Annotated in this window: 20 protein-coding genes; 5 read left to right on the top strand and 15 right to left on the bottom strand. The window is 70.8% G+C overall.

The features are described from left to right. Positions 1 to 28: 28 nt before the first annotated feature. Complete coding sequence (locus tag G5C51_RS18440) at positions 29 to 1,111, top strand: mechanosensitive ion channel family protein (RefSeq protein ID WP_165238710.1); 1,083 nt, start codon at positions 29 to 31, stop codon at positions 1,109 to 1,111. Here the strand turns inward: G5C51_RS18440 and G5C51_RS18435 are convergent. From G5C51_RS18435 to G5C51_RS18420, 4 genes are read right to left on the bottom strand one after another with little or no spacing between them, the layout of a single operon-like run. Further along, complete coding sequence (locus G5C51_RS18435) at positions 1,073 to 2,665, bottom strand: Na+/H+ antiporter (RefSeq protein WP_165238708.1); 1,593 nt, start codon at positions 2,663 to 2,665, stop codon at positions 1,073 to 1,075. The two genes, G5C51_RS18440 and G5C51_RS18435, sit on opposite strands and share 39 nt — an antisense overlap. A 23-nt stretch (positions 2,666 to 2,688) precedes the next feature. Continuing rightward, complete coding sequence (locus G5C51_RS18430) at positions 2,689 to 3,630, bottom strand: RluA family pseudouridine synthase (RefSeq protein WP_165238706.1); 942 nt, start codon at positions 3,628 to 3,630, stop codon at positions 2,689 to 2,691. Positions 3,631 to 3,643: 13 nt separating this feature from the next. After that, positions 3,644 to 4,225 (bottom strand): signal peptidase II, encoded by a 582-nt coding sequence (lspA, locus tag G5C51_RS18425; RefSeq protein ID WP_165238732.1) that lies wholly within the window; start codon positions 4,223 to 4,225, stop codon positions 3,644 to 3,646. Positions 4,226 to 4,264: 39 nt separating this feature from the next. Next, positions 4,265 to 5,059 (bottom strand): TraR/DksA family transcriptional regulator, encoded by a 795-nt coding sequence (locus G5C51_RS18420; protein ID WP_165238705.1) that lies wholly within the window; start codon positions 5,057 to 5,059, stop codon positions 4,265 to 4,267. A 532-nt stretch (positions 5,060 to 5,591) separates the two neighbouring features. Between G5C51_RS18420 and ileS the strand changes: the two genes are divergently transcribed. Next, positions 5,592 to 8,735 (top strand): isoleucine--tRNA ligase, encoded by a 3,144-nt coding sequence (ileS, locus tag G5C51_RS18415; protein ID WP_165238730.1) that lies wholly within the window; start codon positions 5,592 to 5,594, stop codon positions 8,733 to 8,735. Positions 8,736 to 8,800: 65 nt separating this feature from the next. On the opposite strand, the gene G5C51_RS18410 is transcribed toward ileS, so the two are convergent. The 3 genes from G5C51_RS18410 to G5C51_RS18400 are packed head-to-tail and all read right to left on the bottom strand — an operon-like array spanning position 8,801 to position 11,712. Beyond that, complete coding sequence (locus tag G5C51_RS18410) at positions 8,801 to 9,598, bottom strand: thioredoxin domain-containing protein (protein ID WP_165238703.1); 798 nt, start codon at positions 9,596 to 9,598, stop codon at positions 8,801 to 8,803. Positions 9,599 to 9,653: 55 nt separating this feature from the next. Then, complete coding sequence (locus tag G5C51_RS18405) at positions 9,654 to 10,322, bottom strand: hypothetical protein (protein ID WP_165238701.1); 669 nt, start codon at positions 10,320 to 10,322, stop codon at positions 9,654 to 9,656. Positions 10,323 to 10,377: 55 nt separating this feature from the next. Then, positions 10,378 to 11,712, bottom strand: coding sequence for a DUF2252 domain-containing protein (locus tag G5C51_RS18400; RefSeq protein WP_165238699.1), 1,335 nt, complete (start codon positions 11,710 to 11,712; stop codon positions 10,378 to 10,380). A 118-nt stretch (positions 11,713 to 11,830) separates the two neighbouring features. Between G5C51_RS18400 and dnaE the strand changes: the two genes are divergently transcribed. Next, on the top strand, positions 11,831 to 15,373 hold the full coding sequence (dnaE, locus tag G5C51_RS18395) for a DNA polymerase III subunit alpha (protein WP_165238697.1): 3,543 nt from the start codon (positions 11,831 to 11,833) through the stop codon (positions 15,371 to 15,373). Between the two features lie 58 nt (positions 15,374 to 15,431). On the opposite strand, the gene G5C51_RS18390 is transcribed toward dnaE, so the two are convergent. Next, positions 15,432 to 15,632: a hypothetical protein gene (locus tag G5C51_RS18390; RefSeq protein WP_165238695.1), complete on the bottom strand. Its 201-nt coding sequence runs from the start codon at positions 15,630 to 15,632 to the stop codon at positions 15,432 to 15,434. A gap of 6 nt (positions 15,633 to 15,638) precedes the next feature. After that, complete coding sequence (locus G5C51_RS18385; protein WP_165238693.1) at positions 15,639 to 15,851, bottom strand: hypothetical protein; 213 nt, start codon at positions 15,849 to 15,851, stop codon at positions 15,639 to 15,641. A gap of 200 nt (positions 15,852 to 16,051) precedes the next feature. Here G5C51_RS18385 and G5C51_RS18380 point away from each other — a divergent pair, with 200 nt between their 5' ends. Then, complete coding sequence (locus G5C51_RS18380) at positions 16,052 to 17,452, top strand: NYN domain-containing protein (protein ID WP_165238691.1); 1,401 nt, start codon at positions 16,052 to 16,054, stop codon at positions 17,450 to 17,452. 10 nt (positions 17,453 to 17,462) lie between these two features. On the opposite strand, the gene G5C51_RS18375 is transcribed toward G5C51_RS18380, so the two are convergent. The 3 genes from G5C51_RS18375 to G5C51_RS18365 all read right to left on the bottom strand — a co-directional run bounded on the left by G5C51_RS18375 (position 17,463) and on the right by G5C51_RS18365 (position 19,955). Further along, on the bottom strand, positions 17,463 to 18,107 hold the full coding sequence (locus tag G5C51_RS18375) for a DUF2567 domain-containing protein (protein WP_165238689.1): 645 nt from the start codon (positions 18,105 to 18,107) through the stop codon (positions 17,463 to 17,465). 82 nt (positions 18,108 to 18,189) lie between these two features. Then, complete coding sequence (locus G5C51_RS18370; protein WP_165238687.1) at positions 18,190 to 19,005, bottom strand: ABC transporter permease; 816 nt, start codon at positions 19,003 to 19,005, stop codon at positions 18,190 to 18,192. Continuing rightward, a complete protein-coding gene (locus G5C51_RS18365) occupies positions 19,002 to 19,955 on the bottom strand; it encodes an ABC transporter ATP-binding protein (protein WP_338118196.1) in 954 nt (317 codons plus the stop codon). Before G5C51_RS18365 ends, G5C51_RS18370 begins: the two co-directional genes overlap by 4 nt. Before the next feature lie 130 nt (positions 19,956 to 20,085). Here G5C51_RS18365 and G5C51_RS44390 point away from each other — a divergent pair, with 130 nt between their 5' ends. Continuing rightward, a complete protein-coding gene (locus G5C51_RS44390; protein WP_476715133.1) occupies positions 20,086 to 20,160 on the top strand; it encodes a hypothetical protein in 75 nt (24 codons plus the stop codon). Here the strand turns inward: G5C51_RS44390 and ybaK are convergent. The 3 genes from ybaK to G5C51_RS18350 all read right to left on the bottom strand — a co-directional run bounded on the left by ybaK (position 20,157) and on the right by G5C51_RS18350 (position 23,152). Next, complete coding sequence (gene ybaK, locus G5C51_RS18360; RefSeq protein WP_165238683.1) at positions 20,157 to 20,657, bottom strand: Cys-tRNA(Pro) deacylase; 501 nt, start codon at positions 20,655 to 20,657, stop codon at positions 20,157 to 20,159. The genes G5C51_RS44390 and ybaK overlap by 4 nt on opposite strands. A gap of 25 nt (positions 20,658 to 20,682) precedes the next feature. Beyond that, positions 20,683 to 21,423, bottom strand: coding sequence for an LON peptidase substrate-binding domain-containing protein (locus tag G5C51_RS18355; RefSeq protein WP_165238681.1), 741 nt, complete (start codon positions 21,421 to 21,423; stop codon positions 20,683 to 20,685). A 79-nt stretch (positions 21,424 to 21,502) separates the two neighbouring features. Then, positions 21,503 to 23,152 (bottom strand): oxidoreductase, encoded by a 1,650-nt coding sequence (locus G5C51_RS18350; protein WP_240929748.1) that lies wholly within the window; start codon positions 23,150 to 23,152, stop codon positions 21,503 to 21,505. Between the last annotated feature and the right edge of the window lie 44 nt (positions 23,153 to 23,196).

The raw sequence follows: 23,196 nt of genomic DNA, 5'->3' as shown, positions 1-23,196 counted from the left end.
CACGCACCCCCGTACGAGGAGAGGGAATTTGTCCACCGAGGAAGTGCTGCGCCCGGTCATCGTGCTCGGCGGCTCGCTGGCTCTCACCTTCGCCATAGGAGCGCTCGCCGACTATCTGCTCCGCCGCGCGGACGCCGCACACCCCGAGACGCCGCTGTGGGGGCTGCTGCGGCGCTGCCGGGTGCCGCTGCAGCTGGTGGTGCTGACCGGGCTGCTGCTCGGCCTGCACGGCCAGACGAAGCTCGAGGGCGGCCTGGAGGACGACCAGGTCTCGGCCATCGACCGCGGCCTGACCCTCGCTCTGATGGCCGGCGTCGGCTGGCTGCTGGTCCGCGTCGTGACGGTGGTCGTCGAGCTCACCTACACGCGCTATGCCGCCAAGGCCCGGGACCCCGGCCGGCGCCGGCGGGTGCGCACCCAGCTGACGCTCATTCAGCGCGTGGCCACCTTTGTGATCATCGTGGTCGCGGTGGCCTCGATGCTGCTGACTTTCCCGGCCATGCGCACCGTCGGCACCTCGATGCTGGCCTCCGCGGGCATCATCGGCATCATCGCGGGTGTCGCCGCCCAGTCCACCCTCGGCAATCTCTTCGCCGGCCTGCAGATCGCCTTCGGGGATCTCGTACGGATCGGGGACACGGTCGTCGTCGAGGGGGAGTGGGGCACGGTCGAGGAGATCACGCTGACCTTCCTCACCGTGAAGACGTGGGACGAGCGGCGGTTCACCGTGCCCGTCTCGTACTTCACCTCCCGCCCGTTCGAGAACTGGTCCCGCGGCGGCGCCGAGATGACCGGCACGGTCTTTTTCCAGCTCGACCACACGGCCCCCGTGGTGGCGATGCGCGAGCGGCTGCACGAGGTGCTGCTGGACTGCCCCGACTGGGACGGCCGCGGCTGGAATCTGCTGGTCACCGACACCACCCCGTCGACCATCGAGGTACGGGCCCTGGTGACCGCCGCGGACGCGGACGCGGTCTGGAACGTCCGCTGCTACGTGCGCGAGCAGCTGATCGCCTGGATCACGGAGAAGCACCCGTACGCGCTGCCCCGGATCACCATGGCGCAGCCGCCGCTAGAACCGCCCGAGACTGCGCACGTCGAGCTGCCGTAGCACCTTGTCGACGACCTCCGGGTCGGTGCCGGGCTCGCTGCGCGCGGAGAGCACCTCGTGCCGCGCCGCGGACATCAGCTCGGCCTGCAGGGTCTGCACATGCTTGCGCTGCTTCATACGGTCCTTGGCCGCCGCCCGCCGCTCCTCGTCGAGGATCTCCGGCGAGATGCGCACCCCCATCTCGTGCATCCGGCGGGTCAGCAGCTGCGCGACGTCGTCGGAGACGTCCTCGACCTGCTGGATCTCCTTCAGCCGCTTCTTGGCGGCCTTGGTGGCGCGGATCGCCAGCTGCCGCTCCAGGTCGTGCTCGGCGGCGCTGTCCGCGCTCACCCCGAGCCTCTGCACCAGCCAGGGCAGCGTCAGGCCCTGCACCAGCAGCGTGAAGAGCACCACCGCGAAGGCGATGAAGAGGATCCACTCGCGGGCCGGGAAGGCCTTGCCGTCGTGGATCGTCAGCGGCACGGCAAGGGCCAGTGCCACCGAGGCGACGCCGCGCATCCCCGACCACCACATCACCACGGTCTCCCGCCAGCTCAGCGGGATGTCCTCGTCGTAATCGCGGCGGGAGTGCAGCTTCCGCGCCAGCCAGGCGGCGGGCAGCAGCCACACCAGGCGGAGCAGCGTGATCACGCCGATCACCGCGGCGGCGGCGCCGATCATCGGCCCCCAGCGGCCGTCGGCGGTGCCGAAGACGTTGTGCAGCTCCAGGCCGATCAGGCCGAAGGCGACGCCGGTGACCAGCATCTCGACGATCTCCCAGAACGTCTGCCCGGCCAGCCGCCCGAAGACGTCGTCGGCGTCGATCGCGTACTCGCTCAGATACAGCGCGGTGGCCAGCACCGCCAGCACGCCCGAGCCATGGAGCTCCTCCGCGATCAGATACGACATGAACGGCAGCAGCAGCGTCAGGCCGATCTGCAGGGTGGAGTCGTCGAGCTGGTTCATGTACTTGGCGGCCAGCCACCCGAGGGCCACGCCCACGGCGATCGCGACGACCGCCGACAGCACCAGGTCGCCCGCCGCGTCCGGCGCCGAGAAGGTGCCGCCGACCGCGGCCGCGATCGCCACGTGGTACAGCACGATCGCGGTGACGTCGTTGAACAGCCCCTCGCCCTCGAGGATCGACACCATGCGCCGCGGCAGCCCGAGTTTCCCGGCCACCGCCGTGGCCGCGACCGGGTCAGGCGGCGCCACGAGGGCGCCCAGGGCGAGCGCGGCCGCCAGCGGCAGGCCCGGCACGATGGCGTTGGCGACGGCGGCGACCGCGACGGTGGTGACGAGGACCAGCGCCACGGCGAGCAGCAGAATCGGCCGCAGATTCGCCGTGAACTGCCGCCAGGAGGTGCGCTGCACGGCCGCGTACAGCAGCGGCGGCAGCACCAGCGGGAGGATGTACTCGGGCGGGAATTCGACGTTCGGCACCCAGGGGACGAGCGCCAGACCGGCTCCGGCGATGGTCATCAGGACGGGTGCGGGCAGCCCGAGCCTGTTGCCGAGCGGCACCGTGGCGATGGCGCCCAGCAGCAGGACGAAGAGCAGTGCGAGCTGGCCCATGGCGGTGCTTGGACCTCCGGATGTCAGGCGCTGTCGGCCTGCACGGTGTCGAGCGCGTACTGCAGGTCGTCGGGATAAACCGACTCAAACTCTACCCAACGCCCGTCTTCCGGGTGCTCGAAGCCGAGCCGCACCGCGTGCAGCCACTGCCGGGTCAGCTTCAGCCGCTTGGCGATGGTGGGGTCGGCGCCGTAGGTCAGGTCACCGACGCACGGGTGCTTCACGGTCGACATGTGGACCCGGATCTGATGCGTACGGCCCGTCTCCAGCTTGATATCGAGCAGGCTCGCGGCCCGGAACGCCTCGATGAGGTCGTAGTGGGTCACGGACGGCTTCCCGTCCGCCGTCACCGCCCACTTGTAGTCGTGTACGGGATGCCGCCCGATCGGCGCGTCGATGGTGCCGCTGAGCGGGTCCGGGTGGCCCTGCACGAGCGCGTGGTAGCGCTTGTCGACGGTCCGCTCCCGGAACTGCTGCTTCAGCAGCGTGTAGGCCCGCTCGGACTTCGCCACGGCCATCAGGCCCGAGGTGCCGACATCGAGCCGGTGCACGATGCCCTGGCGCTCGGCGGCGCCGGAGGTGGCGATCCGGTAGCCGGCGGCGGCGAGCCCGCCGATGACGGTGGTCCCGGTCCAGCCGGGGCTGGGGTGGGCGGCGACGCCGACGGGCTTGTCGACCACCACGATGTGGTCGTCGTCGTAGACGATCCGCATGCCGGGCACCGGCTCGGCCACGACCTCGACGGGCCGCGGCGGTGCGGGCATCTCGACCTCGAGCCAGGCGCCGGCCGTGACCCGGTCGGACTTCCCGGCCTCGGCGCCGTCCACATGCACCTTCCCGGCGGCGGCCAGCTCGGCGGCCTTCGTACGCGAAAACCCGAACATGCGGGCGAGGGCGGCATCGAGCCGCTCTCCCTCGAGGCCGTCGGGTACGGGCAGGGTGCGGATTTCCGGAATGGTGCTCACCCCGCAAGTATGGCTAGTCGCGGTGGATGGTGCCGTCCGGGTCGAGTCCGCGGAAGGACAGGATCACGATGAGGATGCCGCCGCAGACGATCGCCGAGTCGGCGAGGTTGAAGACCGCGAAGTGCTTCGGGGCGATGAAGTCCACGACGTGGCCGCGCAGGAAGCCGGGGGAGCGGAAGATCCGGTCGGTGAGATTGCCGAGCGGGCCGCCGAGCAGCAGGCCGAGGGCGATCGCCCAGGGCAGGCTGTAGAGCTTGCGCGCCAGCCGGGCGATCACCACGATCACGATCAGCGCGATCAGCGTGAAGACGATCGTCATCGACTCGCCGATCCCGAAGGCGGCGCCGGCATTGCGCACCACCTGGAACTTCAGCAGATCGCCGATCACTTCGATGGTCTTGTGCTCGGGTTCCAGCTGCGCGACCACGATCAGCTTCGTGACCAGATCGAGGGCGTAGACGACGGCCGCCACCCCCAGCAGCACGGCGATCTTGCGCTTCCCCCGCGCCGCGGTTTCCGCCGCGTCAGCGGCCTCCGCGGACTCGCCGCCGACCTGTTCCGCCTCAGTCACGTGTGTGGTCCCTCCGGTGCACAGAACTGCGTCAGAGGGTACGGCACCGCCCCCGGGCCGCCGCTACCGGCGTTCCTGCTTCTGCTTGCACTCCACGCACAGCGTGGCCCGCGGGAAGGCCTGCATCCTGGCCTTGCCGATGGGGTTGCCGCAGTTTTCGCAGAGTCCGTACGTGCCCGCGTCGATCCTGGCGAGGGCGTCCTCGGTCTGCTCCAGGCGCTCGCGGGCGCCCGCGGCCAGCGCGAGGCTGTGTTCGCGCTCGATGTTCTTGGTCCCGGTGTCCGCCTGGTCGTCGCCGGCGCCTCCGCCCGAGTCCCGCATCAGGCCGGTGATGGCCTCCTCCGCCGCCGCGATCTCGCTGCGCAGCGCCGCGCTGTCCTGTTCCAGCTCGGCTCTGGCCTCGGCGATCTCCGCCGGGGTCCACGGGTCCTCGCCCGGGCGTACGGCGAGCTCTCCTGGGGTCGCCGGGGCGACCGTCCGGGAGGCGGGCACCGCCTGCGCGGTCTTTGTCGCAGCTGCCGTCTTCTTCACGACCACCTGTCCTGCTCCCGTCTCCTTCTCAGGGGCGGCTTTCTTCGCGGCGGTCTTCTTCGCGGCGGTCTTCTTCACCGCGCCCGTCCGCGCCGTCCCCGTCTCCGCGGCCGCCTTCTTCGCGGCCGGTGTGGTCTTCTTCGCCGCCGCCTTCGCGGCGGGGGCCGTCTTCTTTGACGGCGCCTTCTTGGCCGGCGCCGCTTTCTTGGCGGCCGGCGCCTTCTTCTTCGCCGGTGCCGCCTTCTTCGCGGCTGGCGCCTTCTTCGCAGCCGGTGTGGTCTTCTTCGCCGTCTTTTTCGCTGCCGGCGCGGACTTCTTCGCCACCATGGCCGCGACCCCTTCACATTTTGTGATCTTGCGCGCGAATCGTGCCGGAACGATAAATCGACACATGAGCCGCGGCAACAGGGCACGCCATGGCAGACCGGTCTCCATCCGTTGTGCCCCACCACCGGCCCCGTAATCCGCCTGGACTGGCCCTACGACGGCACTCCGCCAAACGGCGCAGCCGGGCTACGGGCGGCGGCCCCCGGCCCCTCACCCGTAAACCGGTCGGCGCCACACCCCCGCCGCCCGTACACTGGCAGGCAGCGAAAGGCATGGATGGGGACGAGTAGCGTCGTCCAGCGGCCAGGAGCGACCCGGGGACGGTGGGAGCCCGGGGACCGCAGCGACGCGAAGATCACCCCGGAGCCGCCGGAGGAAAGCCGTGAAGGCGAGTAGAACCGGCAGCGCTGACCCCAATGAGGGGGCGACGGGCACGACAGGCCCGGCGCCAAGGAGGGTGGTACCGCGGGAGCCGCAGGCTCTCGTCCCTCCGGACGGAAGCGCGATGGATCCGCCGGAGGAAGAGCCCGAGATGTCCCAGCCGCCGCAGTACCGCCAGGTACCCGCCCAGGTAGACCTGCCCGCGCTCGAGCACGCCGTGCTCGACTTCTGGCGCGAGGCCAAGGTCTTCGAGAAGAGCACCGCGCAGACCGAGGGCCGCCCGGAGTGGGTGTTCTACGAGGGTCCGCCCACCGCCAACGGCATGCCGGGTGCTCACCACATCGAGGCCCGGGTCTTCAAGGACGTCTTCCCCCGCTTCCGTACGATGCGCGGCTACCACGTCGAGCGGAAGGCCGGCTGGGACTGCCACGGCCTGCCCGTCGAGCTCGCCGTCGAGAAGGAGCTGGGCTTCAACGGCAAGCAGGACATCGAGGCGTACGGCATCGCCGAGTTCAACGCCAAGTGCCGCGAGTCGGTGACCCGGCACACGGACGCGTTCGCCGAGCTGACGACGCGGATGGGCTACTGGACGGACCTCGACAACGCCTACCGGACCATGGATCCGGAGTACATCGAGTCGGTGTGGTGGTCGCTGAAGCAGATCTTCGACAAGGACCTGCTGGTCCAGGACCACCGCGTCGCCCCGTGGTGCCCGCGCTGCGGCACCGGCCTTTCGGACCACGAGCTGGCGCAGGGCTACGAGACCGTCGTCGACCCGTCGGTCTTCGTGCGCTTCCCGCTGACCTCGGGCCCGCTGGCCGGCGAGGCGGCGCTGCTGGTGTGGACGACCACGCCGTGGACCCTGGTGTCCAACACCGCGGTGGCCGCGCACCCCGACGTCACGTACGTGGTGGCGACCGACGGGAGCGAGCAGCTGGTCGTCGCCGAGCCGCTGCTGGAGAAGGCGCTCGGCGAGGGCTGGACCGCCACCGGGCAGACCTTCACCGGGCGCGAGATGGAGCGCTGGACGTATCAGCGGCCCTTCGAGCTGGTGGAGTTCTCGGCCCCGGCGCACTTCGTCGTCAACGCCGAGTACGTGACGACCGAGGACGGCACCGGTCTCGTCCACCAGTCGCCCGCCTTCGGTGAGGACGACCTCAAGACCTGCCGGGCGTACGGGCTGCCGGTGGTCAATCCGGTCCGCCCGGACGGGACCTTCGAGGAGGGGCTCGGCCTCATCGGCGGACAGTTCTTCAAGAAGGCGGACGAGGCGCTGGTCGCCGATCTGCAGGAGCGTGGGCTGCTGTTCCGGCACGTCCCGTACGAGCACAGCTATCCGCACTGCTGGCGTTGCCACACGGCGCTGCTCTACTACGCGCAGCCGTCCTGGTACATCAGGACCACGCAGGTCAAGGACGCGCTGCTGCGGGAGAACGAGAACACGAACTGGTACCCGGACTCGGTCAAGCACGGCCGCTACGGGGACTGGCTCAACAACAACATCGACTGGGCGCTGTCCCGTAACCGCTACTGGGGCACGCCGCTGCCGATCTGGCGCTGCGACGACGGGCACACGACCTGCGTCGGGTCGCTGGCGGAGCTGAGCGAGCTGACCGGGGCCGATCAGTCGGGGCTCGACCCGCACCGGCCGTTCATCGACGAGGTCGTCTTCGACTGCCCGGAGTGCTCGGCGACGGCCACGCGCGTGCCGGAGGTCATCGACGCCTGGTACGACTCGGGGTCGATGCCGTTCGCGCAGTGGGGCTTCCCGTACAAGAACAAGGAGCTCTTCGAGAAGCGGTATCCGGCGCAGTTCATCGCCGAGGCGATCGACCAGACGCGTGGGTGGTTCTACACGCTGATGGCGGTCGGGACGCTGGTCTTCGACAAGTCGTCGTACGAGAACGTGGTCTGCCTCGGGCACATCCTGGCCGAGGACGGCCGCAAGATGTCCAAGCACCTGGGCAACATCCTGCAGCCGATCCCGCTGATGGATCAGCACGGCGCGGACGCGGTGCGGTGGTTCATGGCGGCCGGCGGGTCGCCGTGGGCGGCGCGCCGGGTGGGGCACGGCACCATCCAGGAGGTGGTGCGCAAGACCCTGCTGACGTACTGGAACACGGTCGCCTTCCAGGCGCTGTACGCCCGTACGTCCGGGTGGGCGCCGTCCGCCGCCGACCCGGCGCCGGCCGAGCGGCCGGTGCTGGACCGCTGGCTGCTGGGCGAGCTCGGCGTGCTGACGCGGGATGTCACCGAGGCGATGGAGGCGTACGACACCCAGCGGGCCGGGAAGCTGCTGTCGGCCTTCGTGGACGACCTGTCCAACTGGTACGTGCGCCGCTCCCGGCGCCGCTTCTGGCAGGGCGACGCGGCCGCGCTGCGGACGCTGCACGAGGTCGTGGAGACGGTGACGCGGCTGCTGGCGCCGCTGGTCCCGTTCATCACCGAGCGGGTGTGGCAGGACCTGGTGGTGCCGGTGTCGGCGGAGGGGCCGGAGTCGGTGCACCTGTCGACGTGGCCGGTGGCGGACGAGGCGCTGATCGATCCCGAGCTGTCGCGGCAGATGGCTCTGGTGCGGCGGCTGGTCGAGCTGGGCCGGGCCTCGCGGGCGGAATCCGGGGTCAAGACCCGGCAGCCGCTGTCGCGGGCGCTGGTCGGCGCGGTCGGCTTCGAGCGGCTCGGCGAGGAACTGCGCGGGCAGATCGCCGAGGAGCTGAACGTGGCCGGTCTCGCGCCGCTGGCGGAGGTCGGCGGCTCGCTGGTCGACACGTCGGCGAAGGCGAACTTCCGCACGCTGGGCAAGCGCTTCGGCAAGGGCGTGCAGGCGGTGGCCAAGGCGGTCGCGGCGGCGGACGCGGCGCGGCTGTCGGCGGAGCTGCGGGACAGCGGCGCCACGTCGGTGGAGGTCGACGGCGAGGCCGTCTCGCTGTCGCCGGAGGAGGTCATCATCACCGAGACCCCGCGCGAGGGCTGGTCGGTGGCCTCGGACGCCGGCGCGACGGTGGCGCTCGACCTGGAGATCACGCCGGAGCTGCGGCGGGCGGGACTTGCGCGTGATGCGATCCGGCTGATCCAGGAGGCCCGTAAGAACAGCGGGCTGGATGTGGCGGACCGGATCGCGCTGCGATGGACCTCGTCGGATGACGAGGTCTCGACGGCGCTGGGCGAGCACGCCGGGCTGATCGCGGAGGAGGTCCTGGCGACGGACTTCGCGACCGGTGACGCGGACGACACCTATGGCGAGGTCTTCACGGACGAGGCGCTGGGGTTGTCCTTCCGGCTGCGGAAGGCGTAGTCAGTTCGGATACGCGGAAGGGCCCGGCTCGGTGAGCCGGGCCCTTCCGTATGCGCTGGGGTGGGTCAGGCGACCTTGACGCCCATCTTGACCAGCTCGGCCGGGACCTTGTCGGTGTCGACCTTCTTGCCGTCGATCAGGACGGTCGGGGTCCCGGTGACCTGCTTTTCCTTGCCGAAGTCCTTGATCATCTCCAGCGCCCAGCGGTCGTAAGTGCCCTTCTTGACCGCGGACTCGAACTTGGCGTTGCCCTTGAGCTCCTTGACGTTCTTCGCCACGTCCAGCAGGTAGGAGTCGTCGGCGAACTTGTCCTCCGACTCGGCCGGGTGGTGGTCCTTCGAGTAGAGGAGCTCGTGGTACTCCGAGAACGCCTCCGGGCTCACGTTGAGCGCGGCGCCCAGGGCGCTGGCGGCGTTCTTGGAGCCGTCGCCGCCGAAGTTGCCGTCGATGATCGCGCCGAGGTGGTACTTCAGGGTGTACTTGCCGTCATCGGCGCCCTTCTTCACCGTGCTGCCGAGGGTCTGCTCGAACGACGCGCAGGCCGGGCAGCGCATGTCCTCGTAGACGTCGACGGTCCTCTTGCCCTTGCCGAAGGAGACCGAGGTGCCGTTCGTGCCCTCGGCGTTGGCCGGCTTGGCCAGCTTCGCCTTCGCGGCCGCCTGCCAGTCCGAGGAGCCCTTGTCGTCGTCGGACATCTTCGAGACGCCGAAGGCGATGCCGACGCCCGCGGCGATGACCGCGATGACGGTGCCGCCGACGATCAGCTGGCGCTTTGTGCGCTCCTTCTTGGCCTGCTTCTCGCGCTCTACGCGCAGCCGCTCGCGGGCGGCGCGCTTGGCTTCCTGGCTGTTGCGCTTGCTCATGGTGGTGCTCCGTGTGTGGTGGTCGGGGTCGGTTGGGTCGTGCCGGGGCTGCGGGTCAGGCAGCGGTGGGGCACGGGGGACCCCGGCGCACCACGGAGTGGGCGAGCCGGACGACGGTACGGATCGGGCGGGGGCCGAAGGCGCGGCCCACCGAGTGCTTGCGCGGTGTCAGGGCGGCGGCCACGACGGCCGCGGCGAGCAGCAGCGGGCGGAAGGCGGCCGCGGCCACTGCCCGTAGCAGCTGTCCCAGGGCGGCCTCGCCGCGGCGCAGCCAGGCGGCCGCGATCAGGCCCACCGCGACGTGCGCGGCGAGCAGCAGCCAGGGGGAGGCGGCGAGGGCGGAGCCGTCGGTACGGCCCGCGTACCGGGCCAGCGGGGTGCCGAAGTCGCCGCCGCGGCAGAGCAGGTCGACGCCCATGACGCGCAGGGGGCCCGCGACCGGGCCGCCGGCCTTCCCGTAACAGGCGTGCTGGCCGACGGTGAAGATCGTGTCGGCGGCGAGTTCGAGCGGGACGATGAGCGCCGCTATCGGCCAGAAGCCCCGCTCACGCCGCCCGGCCAGCGCGAAGGCTATGACGAAGACCACACCGGCCAGCGCGGCCACCATGGTCAGCGGCAGCGGGCTGGTGGACAGCAGCACATGGGCGCCGGCGGACAGCGTCACGCACATGGCAGTGAACACTGCCGCGCGCAGTGCTCGTATCGCCACGGGGTTGCTGTCCATCGGCGCCGATTGTGCCACGGGGTGGGATAAGCGGTTCCTAAGGGCGGGCTTTGAGTTACAGGCCCGAGATCCTGCCGTTGCGGAACAGGTCGACGAAGATCTGGTGGTCCGTCCGCGCCCGCGCGCCATAGCTGTGTGCGAAGTCGACCAGCATCGCCGCGAAGCCCTCCGGGTCCGCGGAGATCGCCTCGTCGATCGCCTTCTCCGTCGAGAACGGGACCAGCGAGTGGCCGCTCTCCGCCACGTCCGCCGCCGCGTGCATCGTCGCCGTCGCCCGGCCGAGGTCCGCGACGACCGCCTCGATCTCGGCCGGGTCGTCGATGTCCGACCAGTCCAGGTCGACGGCGTACGGGGACACCTCGGCGACCAGCTGGCCGGCGCCGTCCAGCTCGGTCCAGCCGAGCCACGGGTCGGAGGCGGCCTGGAGGGCGCGCTGGGAGATCACCGTGCGGTGGCCCTCGTGCTGGAAGTAGCCGCTGATCGCCGGGTCGGTGATGTGGCGGGAGACTGCGGGGGTCTGGCCGCGCTTCATATAGATGATGACGTCATTCTCGAGGGCGTCGCTGTGGCCCTCGAGGAGGATGTTGTACGAGGGCAGGCCGGCGGAGCCGATGCCGATGCCGCGACGGCCGACGACGTCCTTGACGCGGCGGGCGTCGGGGCGGGCGTTCTCGTCGGCCGGGAGGGTGGCGAGGTAGCCCTCGAAGGAGTCGAGGACCTGCTTACGGGTCGCGGCGTCCAGCTCGATCGCGCCGCCGCCGGGGGCGAAGTGCCGCTCGTAGTCGCGGATCTCCGTCATCGACCCCAGCAGGTCGACGCGGGTGTGGCTGCGGGCGGCGCGGAGGGCGTCCAGGAGCGGGCCCGAGGCGGTGTCCAGGGTGAAGGGCGGGACCTCGTCCTCCTTGGCGCCGGTGGCCAGGGCGTGGATGCGCTCGCGGTAGGCGTCGGCGTAGGCGCTCACCAGGGCGGTGATCTGCTCGTCGCTGAGCGCCTTGGTGTAGCCGATCAGGGCGAGGGAGGCGGCGAGGCGCTTGACGTCCCAGGTGAAGGGGCCGACGAAGGCCTCGTCGAAGTCGTTGACGTTGAAGACCAGGCGGCCCTTGGCGTCCATGTAGGTGCCGAAGTTCTCCGCGTGCAGGTCGCCGTGGATCCACACCCGGCCGGTCTGTTCGGTCAGGAACGGGCCGCCGCGCTTCTCGGCGTCCAGGTCGTGGTAGTACAGGGCGGCCGTGCCGCGGTAGAAGGCGAAGGCCGAGGCCGCCATCTTGCGGAACTTCACGCGGAAGGCGGCCGGGTCGGCGGCCAGCAGCTCGCCGAAGGCGGTGTCGAAGACGGCCAGTATTTCTTCGCCGCGCTCGGCGGCCGTGGTGCTTTCGCCCGTGGTGACCATGACCGCCAGGTTACCGGGCGCCGTCCGGTGGGATGGCGGGCGGACTGTCAGTGGTCGGTTCTAGACTTCGTGGCTGTCACCCGTCTTGTACCCGTCCCACCGCTGGAGGTCCGCCGCCGTGGCAAAACCGCCGTTCACGCACCTGCACGTACACACGCAGTACTCGCTCCTGGACGGTGCGGCGCGGCTGAAGGACATGTTCGCCGCCGCTAAAGACATGGGCATGACCCATATCGCCATGACGGACCACGGGAACCTGCATGGCGCCTACGACTTCTTCCAGCAGGCGCAGAAGGCGGATGTGACGCCGATCATCGGCATCGAGGCGTATGTGGCGCCGGAGTCCCGGAAGCACAAGCGCAAGATCCAGTGGGGGCAGCCGCACCAGAAGCGCGACGACGTCTCCGGCTCCGGTGGCTATACGCACAAGACGATCTGGGCGTCGAGCAGGACGGGGCTGCACAACCTGTTCCGGCTGTCCTCGGACGCGTATGCCGAGGGCTGGCTGCAGAAGTGGCCGCGGATGGACAAGGAGACCATCTCGCAGTACTCGGAGGGGCTGATCGCCTCCACCGGGTGCCCGTCGGGCGAGGTGCAGACCCGGCTGCGGCTCGGGCACTTCGACGAGGCCGTGAAGGCCGCCGCCGAGTATCAGGAGATCTTCGGCAAGGAGCGGTATTTCCTGGAGCTGATGGACCACGGCATCGAGATCGAGCGCCGGGTCCGCGACGGGCTGCTGGAGATCGGCAAGAAGCTCGGCATCCCGCCGCTGGTCACCAACGACTCGCATTACACGTACGCGTCCGAGTCGACCGCCCATGACGCGCTGCTGTGCATCCAGACCGGCAAGAACCTCTCCGACCCGGACCGGTTCCGCTTCGACGGCACCGGCTATTACCTGAAGTCGACGGACGAGATGTACGCCATCGACTCCTCCGACGCCTGGCAGGAGGGCTGCGCCAACACGCTGCTGGTGGCCGAGCAGATCGACACCACCGGCTGGTTCGAGAAGCGCGACCTGATGCCGCGGTTCGACGTGCCCGACGGCTACACCGAGGTCACCTGGTTCCAGGAAGAGGTCAAGAAGGGCATGGCCCGCCGGTATCCGGGCGGGGTGCCCGAAGACCGGCAGAAGCAGGCCGAGTACGAGATGGACGTCATCATCCAGATGGGGTTCCCCGGCTACTTCCTCGTCGTCGCCGACTTCATCATGTGGGCCAAGGAGAACGGCATCGCGGTCGGCCCGGGCCGAGGCTCCGCGGCCGGCTCGATCGTCGCGTACGCGATGGGCATCACCGACCTCGACCCGATCGACCACGGCCTGATCTTCGAGCGGTTCCTCAACCCCGAGCGCGTCTCCATGCCCGATGTCGACATCGACTTCGACGAGCGCAGGCGCGCCGAGGTGATCCGGTATGTCACCGACAAGTACGGGGCCGACAAGGTCGCCATGATCGGCACCTACGGCACCATTAAGGCCAAGAACGCGATCAAGGACTCGGCGCGCGTGCTGGGTTACCCGTACGCGATGGGCGACCGGATCACCAAGGCGATGCCGGCCGATGTGCTCGGCAAGGGCATCGACCTCAAGGGCATCACCGACAAGGAGCACCCGCGGTACGGCGAGGCGGGCGAGGTCCGGGGGATGTACGAGAACGAGCCGGACGTGAAGAAGGTGATCGACACCGCGCGTGGTGTCGAGGGCCTGGTGCGGCAGATGGGTGTGCACGCCGCCGGCGTGATCATGTCCAGCGAGACCATCACCGACCATGTGCCGGTGTGGGTGCGGCATACGGACGGCGTCACCATCACGCAGTGGGACTACCCCACCTGTGAGAATCTCGGCCTGCTGAAGATGGACTTCCTGGGCCTCAGAAACCTCACCATCATGGACGACGCCGTCAAGATGGTGAAGCAGAACAAGGGCAAGGACATCGAGCTGCTGTCGCTGCCGCTCGACGACCCGACGACCTTCGAGCTGCTGGGGCGCGGCGACACCCTGGGCGTGTTCCAGTTCGACGGCGGCCCGATGCGCTCGCTGCTGCGCATGATGAAGCCCGACAACTTCGAGGACATCTCCGCGGTCTCGGCCCTGTACCGGCCGGGCCCGATGGGCATGAACTCGCACATCAACTACGCGCTGCGGAAGAACGGCCAGCAGGAGATCACCCCGATCCACCCCGAGCTCGAGGAGCCTCTGAAGGAGGTCCTCGACATCACCCACGGCCTGATCGTGTATCAGGAGCAGGTGCAGAAGGCCGCCCAGGTGCTGGCGGGTTACTCGCTCGGCCAGGCCGACCTGCTGCGCCGGGCGATGGGCAAGAAGAAGCAGGAGGTCCTGGACAAGGAGTTCGTGCCCTTCCAGAAGGGCATGCGCGAGCGGGGCTATTCCGACCAGGCCATCCAGGCGGTCTGGGACGTGCTGGTGCCCTTCGCCGGCTACGCGTTCAACAAGGCGCACTCCTCGGCGTACGGGCTGGTGTCGTACTGGACCGCGTATCTGAAGGCGAACTACCCGGCCGAGTACATGGCCGCGCTGCTCACCTCGGTGAAGGACGACAAGGACAAGTCGGCGGTCTATCTCAACGAGTGCCGCAAGATGGGCATCAAGGTGCTCCCGCCGGATGTCAACGAGTCGGAGGCCAACTTCACCCCGCGCGGCGACGACGTCATCGTCTTCGGCCTCAGCGCCGTCCGTAACGTCGGCAACAACGTGGTGGACTCCATCGTCCGCTGCCGCAAGTCCAAGGGCCGGTACACGTCCTTCCCCGACTTCCTGGACAAGGTCGAGGCCGTCGTCTGCAACAAGCGGACGATCGAGTCGATGATCAAGGCCGGCGCCTTCGACGCCCTCGGCCACACCCGCAAGGGCCTGACCGCGCACTACGAGCCGATGATCGACAATGTGGTGCAGGTCAAGCGCAAGGAGGCGGAGGGCCAGTTCGACCTCTTCGGCGGCATGGGGGAGGACGACGGCAAGGATGAGCCGGGCTTCGGCATGGACGTCGAGTTCTCCGACATCGAGTGGGACAAGACGTATCTGCTCGCGCAGGAGCGGGAGATGCTCGGCCTGTACGTCTCCGACCACCCGCTCTTCGGCATCGAGCATGTGCTCAACGAGAAGGCGGACGCCGCCATCTCGCAGCTGACCGGCGGCGAGCACTCCGACGGCGCGATCGTCACCATCGGCGGGATCATCTCCGGGCTGCAGCGCAAAATGACCAAGCAGGGCAATGCTTGGGCCATCGCCACGGTCGAGGACCTGGCGGGCTCCATCGACTGCATGTTCTTCCCGGCCACATATCAGCTGGTGTCCACGCAACTGGTCGAGGACGCCGTGGTCTTCGTCAAGGGCCGCCTCGACAAGCGCGAGGACGTGCCGCGGCTCGTCGCCATGGAGCTGATGGTCCCCGACCTGTCGGAGGCCTCGGCGAACGCGCCCGTGACCATCACCATCCCGACGGTGAAGGTGACTCCGCCGCTGGTGGAGAAGCTCGGCGAGGTGCTCAAGCATCACCGGGGCGGGACCGAGGTGCGGGTGAAGCTGCTGGGCACGCAGAAGACCACGCTGCTGCGTCTCGACCGGCACCGGGTGACGCCGGACCCGGCGCTCTTCGGCGACTTGAAGGAGTTGCTCGGGCCGTCGTGTCTGGCCGGGTGACGTAAGACAGGGGAGGGGCGCGGCCGTCACCGGCCGCGCCCCTCGTCCCTGTGATGCTTCAGTTGTGGCCGAACTTCTTCGGCTTGTGGTACTGCGTCTTGTGGCTCGCCTGCTGCGCTCCGCGCTGGGCCGACGAACCCTCCTTCACGGCGTCCGTGACCTGGTCCTGGTTGACCTGCTCAGGGGCGAACTCCTGCTGCTCGGCGCCCCGCTCGGGTATGCCGGCGCCGTCTTCCTGACCGCGGTTCTTGCGTCCCATCGCCGATCACCGCTCCCCGAACGACTGGCCCTGCTCGAAGCCACCGGGAGCGGCGGCGTCACCAAGGGCGTCGTCAAGTGAGGCGTTCTCGTCGAAGGACTGCTGGGCGCCGCGCTGCGGCTGGTCCTGGGACTGGTTCTGGTCGCGGCCGTCAGGAGCGGCGTACTTGTCCTGGTGCTTGTTCTGCTCCTGCTGCCTGCGCTTCTTGCCCTTACCCATGATTCTTTCCTTCACGGTTGCGGGTCCCCCGCGGAAATCACCGTCGCATGGGGCGACATCTGTCGCATTTCGGGCAATTACCGTCTGTGATCGCGAAGGCCGCCACGCCGAAGATCGCCGTGCTGCTGATAACCCCCTTGCAGTCGGGCAGACTCGAAGGCAACCCCGCGTGAAAAGCCGCCGGACGAGAGGGTGAGATCATGGACCGCTGCGTCGTCCTGGTGGACGCCGGCTATCTGCTGGGCGCCGCCGCGAGCCTGCTGGCCGGAGAGCCCGCACGCTCCCGTATCACCATTGACCACGCCGCCCTTGTGCAGGGCCTGCGGGAACGCGCCGAGGCGGATACGGGGCAGCCCCTGCTGCGGATCTACTGGTTCGACGGCGCCCCCGACCGGGTCCCGCAGCCCGAGCACCGCCGGCTGCGCGTCATGCCCCGGGTCACCGTGCGGCTGGGTGCGCTCACGCGCAGTGACGGCCGGTGGGCCCAGAAGGGTGTAGACGCCGCGATGCACGCGGAGCTCACGGAGCTGGCGCGTAACCGGGCCTGCAGCGATGTCGTGCTGATCACCGGGGACGGCGATCTGCTGCCCGGGATGATGTCCGCGAAGGAGCACGGCGTGGCCGTGCACCTGTGGGCCGTGCAGGCCGCGGACGGCGACTACAACCAGTCCGAGGACCTGGTCGCCGAGGCAGATGAACGCAGAGTGCTCGACCGGGCCTGGATCACGCAGGCCGTTCGGGTGAAGGAGCTCACCGGGATCTGCGCCCCGGCGCCGGCCCCGCGGCCGGAGATCGCGGCGATTCTGTCGGCGCCGCTGCCGGAGGGCGCGAGTGCCGCTGCCGCGGTGGACAAGGGAGTGGCGGCCGAGGCGCGCGGTGAGGCCGCGGAGGCGGCTGCCGCCGCCGGTGCCGGTGCGAATGGGAGCGAGCCCGTCGAGGCCGGGGCCGAGGCGGATGCGGCGGAGGGCGGCGCCTCGGGCAAGGGCGTACCGACGCCGAAGGACCTCGCCGGGCTGGGTGCGGCGCGTGCCGCTTCGATGCCCGAGGCGCGGGCCGGCGGGCAGGCGGCCGCGCCGGGGAACGCCACGCTGCGGTGGTCCTCCGACAAGGGGTGGGTCGAGCGGGGCGGCACCGGTGAGTCCGCGGAGACGGCGTCGCTGCCTACGCTGGCGTCGCTGACGAGTGCGGAGCAGCGGTGGGCCGATCGCGAGGAGGACATCACCGCGATCGGTGGTGATCCGTACGAGGTGGGTCAGGTCTTCGCGCGGCGGTGGATCGAGCGGCTGGGGGAGACGGCGCAGCTGCCGGTGCTGGCGGGGCAGTATCCGCGGATTCCACACCGGATCGATGGTGAACTGCTGCGGTACGCCGCGCGGTTCGGGCTGCTCGCCCACAAGGACGACCAGATCGATGAACACGATCGCTATGCGATTCGCGCCGGGTTCTGGCGCGAGGTCGATGTGCGGGCCGCCTCCGAGGGAGGCGGGGTGACGGCGGACCGGGCTCCGGCGCCGGCTCCGCCCGCGCCCGCGTCCACCCCGGCGCCGGCACCGGCACCGGCACCGGCCCCCGCGCCCGCCCCTGCCGAGCGCGGGGCGTAGCGCTCCGGCGTTACGACGCCGGCGGCTGGCCCCAGCCCTGCCAGTTGCCCGGGGACTGGGGCTGGGGGTCCGGGTCGCGCGGGCCGAAGAGGCCCGTGAGGATCAGGTGGGCGATCATGGCGCCCACCGGCCAGGCCAGCAGGGCGCCCTTGGCGTTCAGGCGGAGGGGGGCGTCGAAGGCCTTGCCCTCGCCGACCGACTTCGCCTGGGCCGCTACGTCCTGCGGCGGGCCGAGCCATACCCCGAAGCGCCAGGCCACCAGCGCCGCGAGCAGGCCGCCGATGGCCAGCGCCAGCACCAGGGCGACGCCGCCGCGGCGGCGCCACAGAAAGACCAGGGCCGCCGCCAGCGCGCCGAAGCCGAGGCCGAGCAGGGTGAAGGTGCCGTCGATGGCGATCGTGTGCTCCGACTCGGAGTCCCGCAGCAGCACCGCACCGTCCTGCGCGATGAGCGGCACCCGCGGCGCCAGCCACGTCCACAGCGCTCCGTAGAGCAGGCCGGCCAGGGCGCTGCCCGCCGCGATCAGCGCCGCGCCGCGCAGCTCGCGTCCCGACAGGCCGTACCCGGCGCCGGGAGCGGCGACCGGGGAGGGCCAGGAGGAGTCGGGTGAGGAGCCGTGTTGCGGCGGGCCATGCGGCGTCATGGGAGCTGTCACCCAGCCATGGTGCCAGGGGTCGGTCGTACGTCCGCCGAAGGGGCAGTAGTTCGGGCGTTTCTTACGACACGTGCCACACGTATCACCGCAGCGCCGCCCGCCGGTAGGCCCAGGTGGCCGCGGCCAGCGCCAGCACCCCGACACCGGCGCACACGGCGAGGTCAGTGGCGACCGCCGCCCAGTCCGGGTGCGGGCCGAAGCTGCGGGCCAGGGCCTCGACCCCGTATGTGGAAGGCAGCAGATCGCGGGCGAGGGCGATGGGGGCGGGCAGGTTCGCCGCCGGGATGACGCCGAGGAGCAGCGCCGCGGACATGCCGAGCTGCCCGGCGAGCGTGGCCAGCTCCGGGCGCGGTGCCAGCAGCCCGAGCGCCGCGCCGAGTCCGGCGAGCGCGGCGCCGGCCAGCGGGATGACGGCGGCGAGCAGCCACAGGTGGGTGAGCGGCAGGTCGAAGAGCACGCTGCCGAAGACGGCGGTGACGACCGTGCCGGGGACGGTGAAGGAGGCGTACGCGCCCGCCGCACCCAGCACGACCGCGGCGGGCGGCACCGGCAGCGTGGCGTAGTGGTCGAGGCCGCCGTGGGCGCGGAGCCGGCCGAAGTACTGGGCGAGCAGGTTCAGCGCGACGAAGGCGACGACGAGGACGGTGGAGCCCGCGACGACCGAGCGCGCCGCCTCGCTGCCGGGGTCGGCGTCGACGACGCCGCGCATCAGCACCATGATCCCGATGGACTGGAAGGTGGCGACGAAGAGCAGCGGGATGCGCGAGACCCGGGCGCGGGCGAGCTGGGCCCGGTAGACGGCGCCGAGGGCGGGCAGGAAGGCGGCCCGCGGGGCGAGGGGGGCGGCGGCCTCGTAGGGCCGCGCCGTGGTCGCGTTCTCCGCCGCGGTCGTCGTCATGCCTTCACCAGGCCTTCGCCGCGTCCGCCGAGGCTCATGTAGACGTCCTCCAGGCTCGGGGTGGTCAGGGTGAAGTCGTCGAGCGCGTCGAAGGCCGGGCCACCGGTGACGGCGGCGACCGCGGCGCGGGCCTCGTCCGTCGGGAGGCGGAGGGTCCAGCGGCGGCCGTTCTCGGCGCCGTCGTTACGGGCCGACAGCGCGGCGACCTCGGGCAGGTGCACGGGCGCCGTCTCGCGCCACACGAGCTCGACCCGCACCTCGTCGTCGATCCGCGCCTTCAGCCCGCCGGGGGTGTCGCAGGCGATGACCCGGCCGGCGTCCATCACCGCGACCCGGTCCAGGACGGTCTCGGCTTCGATGACGTTGTGGGTGACGAGGATGACGGTGACGCCGTCGGCGGTCCGCCGCCGGTCGACCGCGGCCCAGACGGCGCGCCGGGCGACCGGGTCCATGCCGGTGGTCGGCTCGTCCAGCACCAGGACCGGGCGGGCGCCGGCGAGCGCGGCGGCCACGCAGGCCAGCCGGCGCTGGCCGCCGGAGAGGCGGGCGAGTGGCTTGGCGGCGAGCGGCGTGAGGCCGAGCTCGTCGAGGACGGCGTCGCGTTCCGTACGGGCGGCGCGGGCGCTCAGGCCGCGCAGCCGGGCGGTGGTCTCGGCGGCGAGGCCGACCGGGAGCTCGTCGAGGGCGGTGGACTCCTGGCCGAGATAGCCGAGGAGGCGGGAGGCGCGCTCGGGGTGGCGGACGAGGTCGTGGCCGAGGAGCGAGATGGCGCCGGAGTCGGGGCGGAGCAGGCCGGTCAGCTGCCGTACGAGGGTGGATTTCCCGGCGCCGTTCGGCCCGAGCAGGCCGAAGATCTCACCGCGGTGCACGTCGAGGCTGACGCCGTCGTTGGCGCGGACATCGCCGTAGCTCTTGGTGAGATCGCGGATCGTGCAGGCGCCTGTGCTCACGAGGTACGAGGGTACGCGGTCGCCCTTCGGGCGGGGCGTACGGGGCTGGTGTTCGCGTCGCGGGGCGGGGCGGAGGACCCGGCGTGCGCGGAGCGTTGACGGCTCCCTGTGGTGCCAGTAAGACCTGGACATGTCCAAGAAGACGCGTAAGCGTAAGTGGCGGATCAAAAAGGGCAAAGCCAATCACGGGAGCCGGCCCGCTTAGCCGCGGGCGATCGGCGCCACCACCGCGCCCGTCAGCTCGGCCAGGTCCGCGGGGGCCAGCTCGACCTCCAGGCCCCGGCGGCCCGCCGACACGCACACGGTCTCGTACGAAGAGGCCGACGCGTCCACGACCGTGGGGAGCCGCTTGCGCTGGCCGAGCGGGGAGATGCCGCCGCGTACGTATCCGGTGGTGCGCTCCGCCGCCGCCGGGTCGGCCATCGTGGCGCGCTTGCCGCCGGCCGCCGACGCGAGGGCCTTGAGGTCGAGCGAGCCGGAGACCGGCACCACCGCGACCGTCAGCGCGCCGTCGACCTCGGCGACGAGGGTCTTGAAGACCTGGCCCGGGTCGACGCCGAGCGCCTCGGCGGCCTCTTCGCCGTACGACGCGACCGCGGGGTCGTGCTCGTAGGCATGCACGGTGAAGGGCTTGCCCGCGGTCGTCAGCGCGACCGTCGCCGGGGTGCCGCCGGACTGCTGCTTCTGCTTCTTCTTCGCCATGTGCCGTGACCTGCCGCGGAGAGTCTTAATTCGGGCTCGTCGGCTGCCGGGTCAGCTCGACCGCCGGCAGCGACGGGAGCTTACCGATCACCGCCGACTCGCGGCGAAGCAATTTCAGCTCCTCCGCGAGACGCGACGCCGTGTCCGGCGTCTGCAGCAGCCGCTGCTTCGTCGGCACGTCCAGCACCGCGGCCGCCGCGACCAGGTACGACACCACCGACGGCTCGTCCGGCAGCTCCTGGTCCGCCGCCACCGAGCGCTCCCGCGCACCGGCAAGACGCTTCTGGTACGTGCGGAACGCCCGCAGCACCCCGGACGCCAGCGCGCCCGCGCCGTCGCCCTCCTCCTCGCTGAGCAGCTCGACCTCGCCGGTCAGGAACGGCCCCGAGGCGTCCACCGAGAGCAGCTTGAACCGCCGCGTGCCCGTGGCCAGCACCTCGAAGCCGCCGTCCTCGCGCTCCCTGATGGTGGCGGCGTCCGCCGTACAGCCCACGGTGAAGAAGGCCTGCAGCGGATCGGCCCCGAAGCCGGCCGCCGGGCCCTTCGCGGCCTCTTCGGCCTCCTCGTCCGGCAGCCCCGGCGCGGTCGGCGCGACCTCGCGCCCGTCCCGGATGGCGACGACCCCGAACTGCCGCTCCTCCTCGTCCTTCTCCAGCAGCGCGCGCATCATGGCGCGGTAGCGCTCCTCGAAGACGTTGAGCGGGAGCACCAGCCCAGGGAACAGCACCGTGTTCAACGGGAACAGGGGGAGGCTGGCGACGGTCACGCGCAAATCCTAAGGGCGCGGCGGAGATGATCCGGCCACCGCAGCGGGGGTCCGGGGGTCGTCCCCCGGAAAAATGCGGTCACTGGCGGCGAAGCAGCCGCGAAGCCCCCGCCGCGACCGTGGTCGCGAGGGTCCATCCGGCCAGTACGAACAGGGCCGACACCCATTGCGCGGCTCCCCGCTGCTGCCACGCCGTTTCCTGCCCCAGGTCGATCACCGGCAGCAGGATGTCCAGGGCATAGAGGGCGGAATTGAAGCGGGCGTCGGAATCCTTCTGCGTGGCCTGCGCTTCGACCTGCGAGAAGAAGAAGGTGCCCAGCGCCCACAGCACCGCCATCCACAGCATCGCGCGGGTCGGCCGGTAGCCGTACGCCACCGCCCAGTCCTGCAGATAGCCCCACGCCTTGCCCGCGGGCCCGAGGGTCTCGCGCTCCCGGCGGTGCTTGGCGAGCAGGACGCGGCGGGCGTCGTGGTCCTCGCCGGAGCGCCGCAGCACATTGGCGAGCTGCTCGTACGGCTCCGGCGAGTACTCGGCGGTGGCGGCGGCCACCCACTCCAGGCGCTCGGCGATCGGGAACCGGTCGGTCGGTATCAGATGCTCGTACGCGAACCCCGCCATCTGCAGGCGCCCGGGGGACGGCCAGCTGGCGTACGTGTCGGCGAGGTTGCCGACCTTGGCGCCGGACAGGACGACCCGGCCGCCCTCCGGCGGCTTGCCGGTGAAGCGCAGCTCGGGCGTCTGGATCCGGCGCAGCGAGATCTCCTGGTCCTCGTCCATGACGAAGCGGGCGTCCTTGAAGTCGACCATCCCGCCGAAGCGCCCGTCGTCGAGCCGCACGCCGCCGTGGCACTCGAAGTTCCGGCTGCCGGTGCCGAACGGGGGCGTCTGCTCGCCGAGCGGCGCGACCCGCAGCCGCGCCGGGGTGAGGTGGAAGGAGCGCTCCACGGTGAGCTGCGGGGCGTTCAGGGCGCGGCGGCCGTACGGATTGCGGAGCATGCTGCCGGCGAGGTTCAGGGAGACGCCGATGCTCGCGCCGCGCAGGCTGACCTGCCCGTACGACTGGAGCAGCTCGGCCGTGAGGTCCTGCCCGACGGTGATGCCGTCGGCGGCGAGGGCTTGGCCGCGGCGGTCGGGCCGTACCGTGAGCTGGCTGATCTGCAGGTCCGTGCCGATGCGGGCGTCGGTGAGGCGGACGCCGCTGTCGATGGTGCAGCGGGGGAGGTGCAGGTCGCCCTCCGCCTGGAGGCGGGCACCCTCGAAGCGGGGGATGGCGCAGGCGATGAAGCGGGCGGTGGTCACCCGGCACTCGGGGAGGAGGACCTCCTCCTCGAAGCGGCAATTGCGCAGCTCGAGGTAAGGGGTGACGTTTCCGCCGGAGAGGTCGAGCTTGCCGGTGAGTCGGGCGCCGTTGATCTTGATCGCGGAGACCCGGCCGGGGGCGGCCGGGGGGCCGTCGAGGAGGAGCAGGGCGACGAGGACGGCGCGTACGGTGCGCTCGGGACCCCAGGTGTGGAGGCCGGCCGGGTCGTCGTGGGCGGGGTCGCGTTCGCGCAAGTCATACATGCTGCCGGTGCGGAAGGCGTGCCAGAGCCCTTTCTCGGTATCGGTCAGCCCGAGCTCCTCCGGGGGCTCCGCGCCCCCACCCCCCTGCGCTGCGGCACGTGTACTCACCGTGGCTCCCCTCCTGGCCTGACTACTGGTCGCTACCGCCCCCGGTAGACCCCCCATTCCCCGGGGGGCCAGGGGGTGAACGCTAGTGGCTGGGGTGGGAG

This window comes from Streptomyces coryli, assembly GCF_011044975.1.
GTDB lineage: Bacteria > Actinomycetota > Actinomycetes > Streptomycetales > Streptomycetaceae > Streptomyces > Streptomyces coryli.
Note: the sequence above shows the minus strand (reverse complement) of the source record. Positions and strands in the feature narration are given on the sequence as shown.

What these genes read in the sequence shown, in the direction of transcription:
- G5C51_RS18390 (WP_165238695.1), bottom strand. Translation starts at nt 15,632, where the DNA reads ATGGGACGCAAGAACCGCGGTCAGGAAGACGGCGCCGGCATACCCGAG.
- G5C51_RS18380 (WP_165238691.1), top strand. Translation starts at nt 16,052, where the DNA reads ATGGACCGCTGCGTCGTCCTGGTGGACGCCGGCTATCTGCTGGGCGCC.
- ileS (WP_165238730.1), top strand. Translation starts at nt 5,592, where the DNA reads ATGTCCCAGCCGCCGCAGTACCGCCAGGTACCCGCCCAGGTAGACCTG.
- G5C51_RS18420 (WP_165238705.1), bottom strand. Translation starts at nt 5,059, where the DNA reads ATGGTGGCGAAGAAGTCCGCGCCGGCAGCGAAAAAGACGGCGAAGAAG.
- G5C51_RS18400 (WP_165238699.1), bottom strand. Translation starts at nt 11,712, where the DNA reads ATGGTCACCACGGGCGAAAGCACCACGGCCGCCGAGCGCGGCGAAGAA.
- G5C51_RS18435 (WP_165238708.1), bottom strand. Translation starts at nt 2,665, where the DNA reads ATGGGCCAGCTCGCACTGCTCTTCGTCCTGCTGCTGGGCGCCATCGCC.
- G5C51_RS18405 (WP_165238701.1), bottom strand. Translation starts at nt 10,322, where the DNA reads ATGGACAGCAACCCCGTGGCGATACGAGCACTGCGCGCGGCAGTGTTC.
- G5C51_RS18370 (WP_165238687.1), bottom strand. Translation starts at nt 19,005, where the DNA reads ATGACGACGACCGCGGCGGAGAACGCGACCACGGCGCGGCCCTACGAG.
- G5C51_RS18385 (WP_165238693.1), bottom strand. Translation starts at nt 15,851, where the DNA reads ATGGGTAAGGGCAAGAAGCGCAGGCAGCAGGAGCAGAACAAGCACCAG.
- G5C51_RS18350 (WP_240929748.1), bottom strand. Translation starts at nt 23,152, where the DNA reads ATGGGGGGTCTACCGGGGGCGGTAGCGACCAGTAGTCAGGCCAGGAGG.
- G5C51_RS18410 (WP_165238703.1), bottom strand. Translation starts at nt 9,598, where the DNA reads ATGAGCAAGCGCAACAGCCAGGAAGCCAAGCGCGCCGCCCGCGAGCGG.
- ybaK (WP_165238683.1), bottom strand. Translation starts at nt 20,657, where the DNA reads ATGGCGAAGAAGAAGCAGAAGCAGCAGTCCGGCGGCACCCCGGCGACG.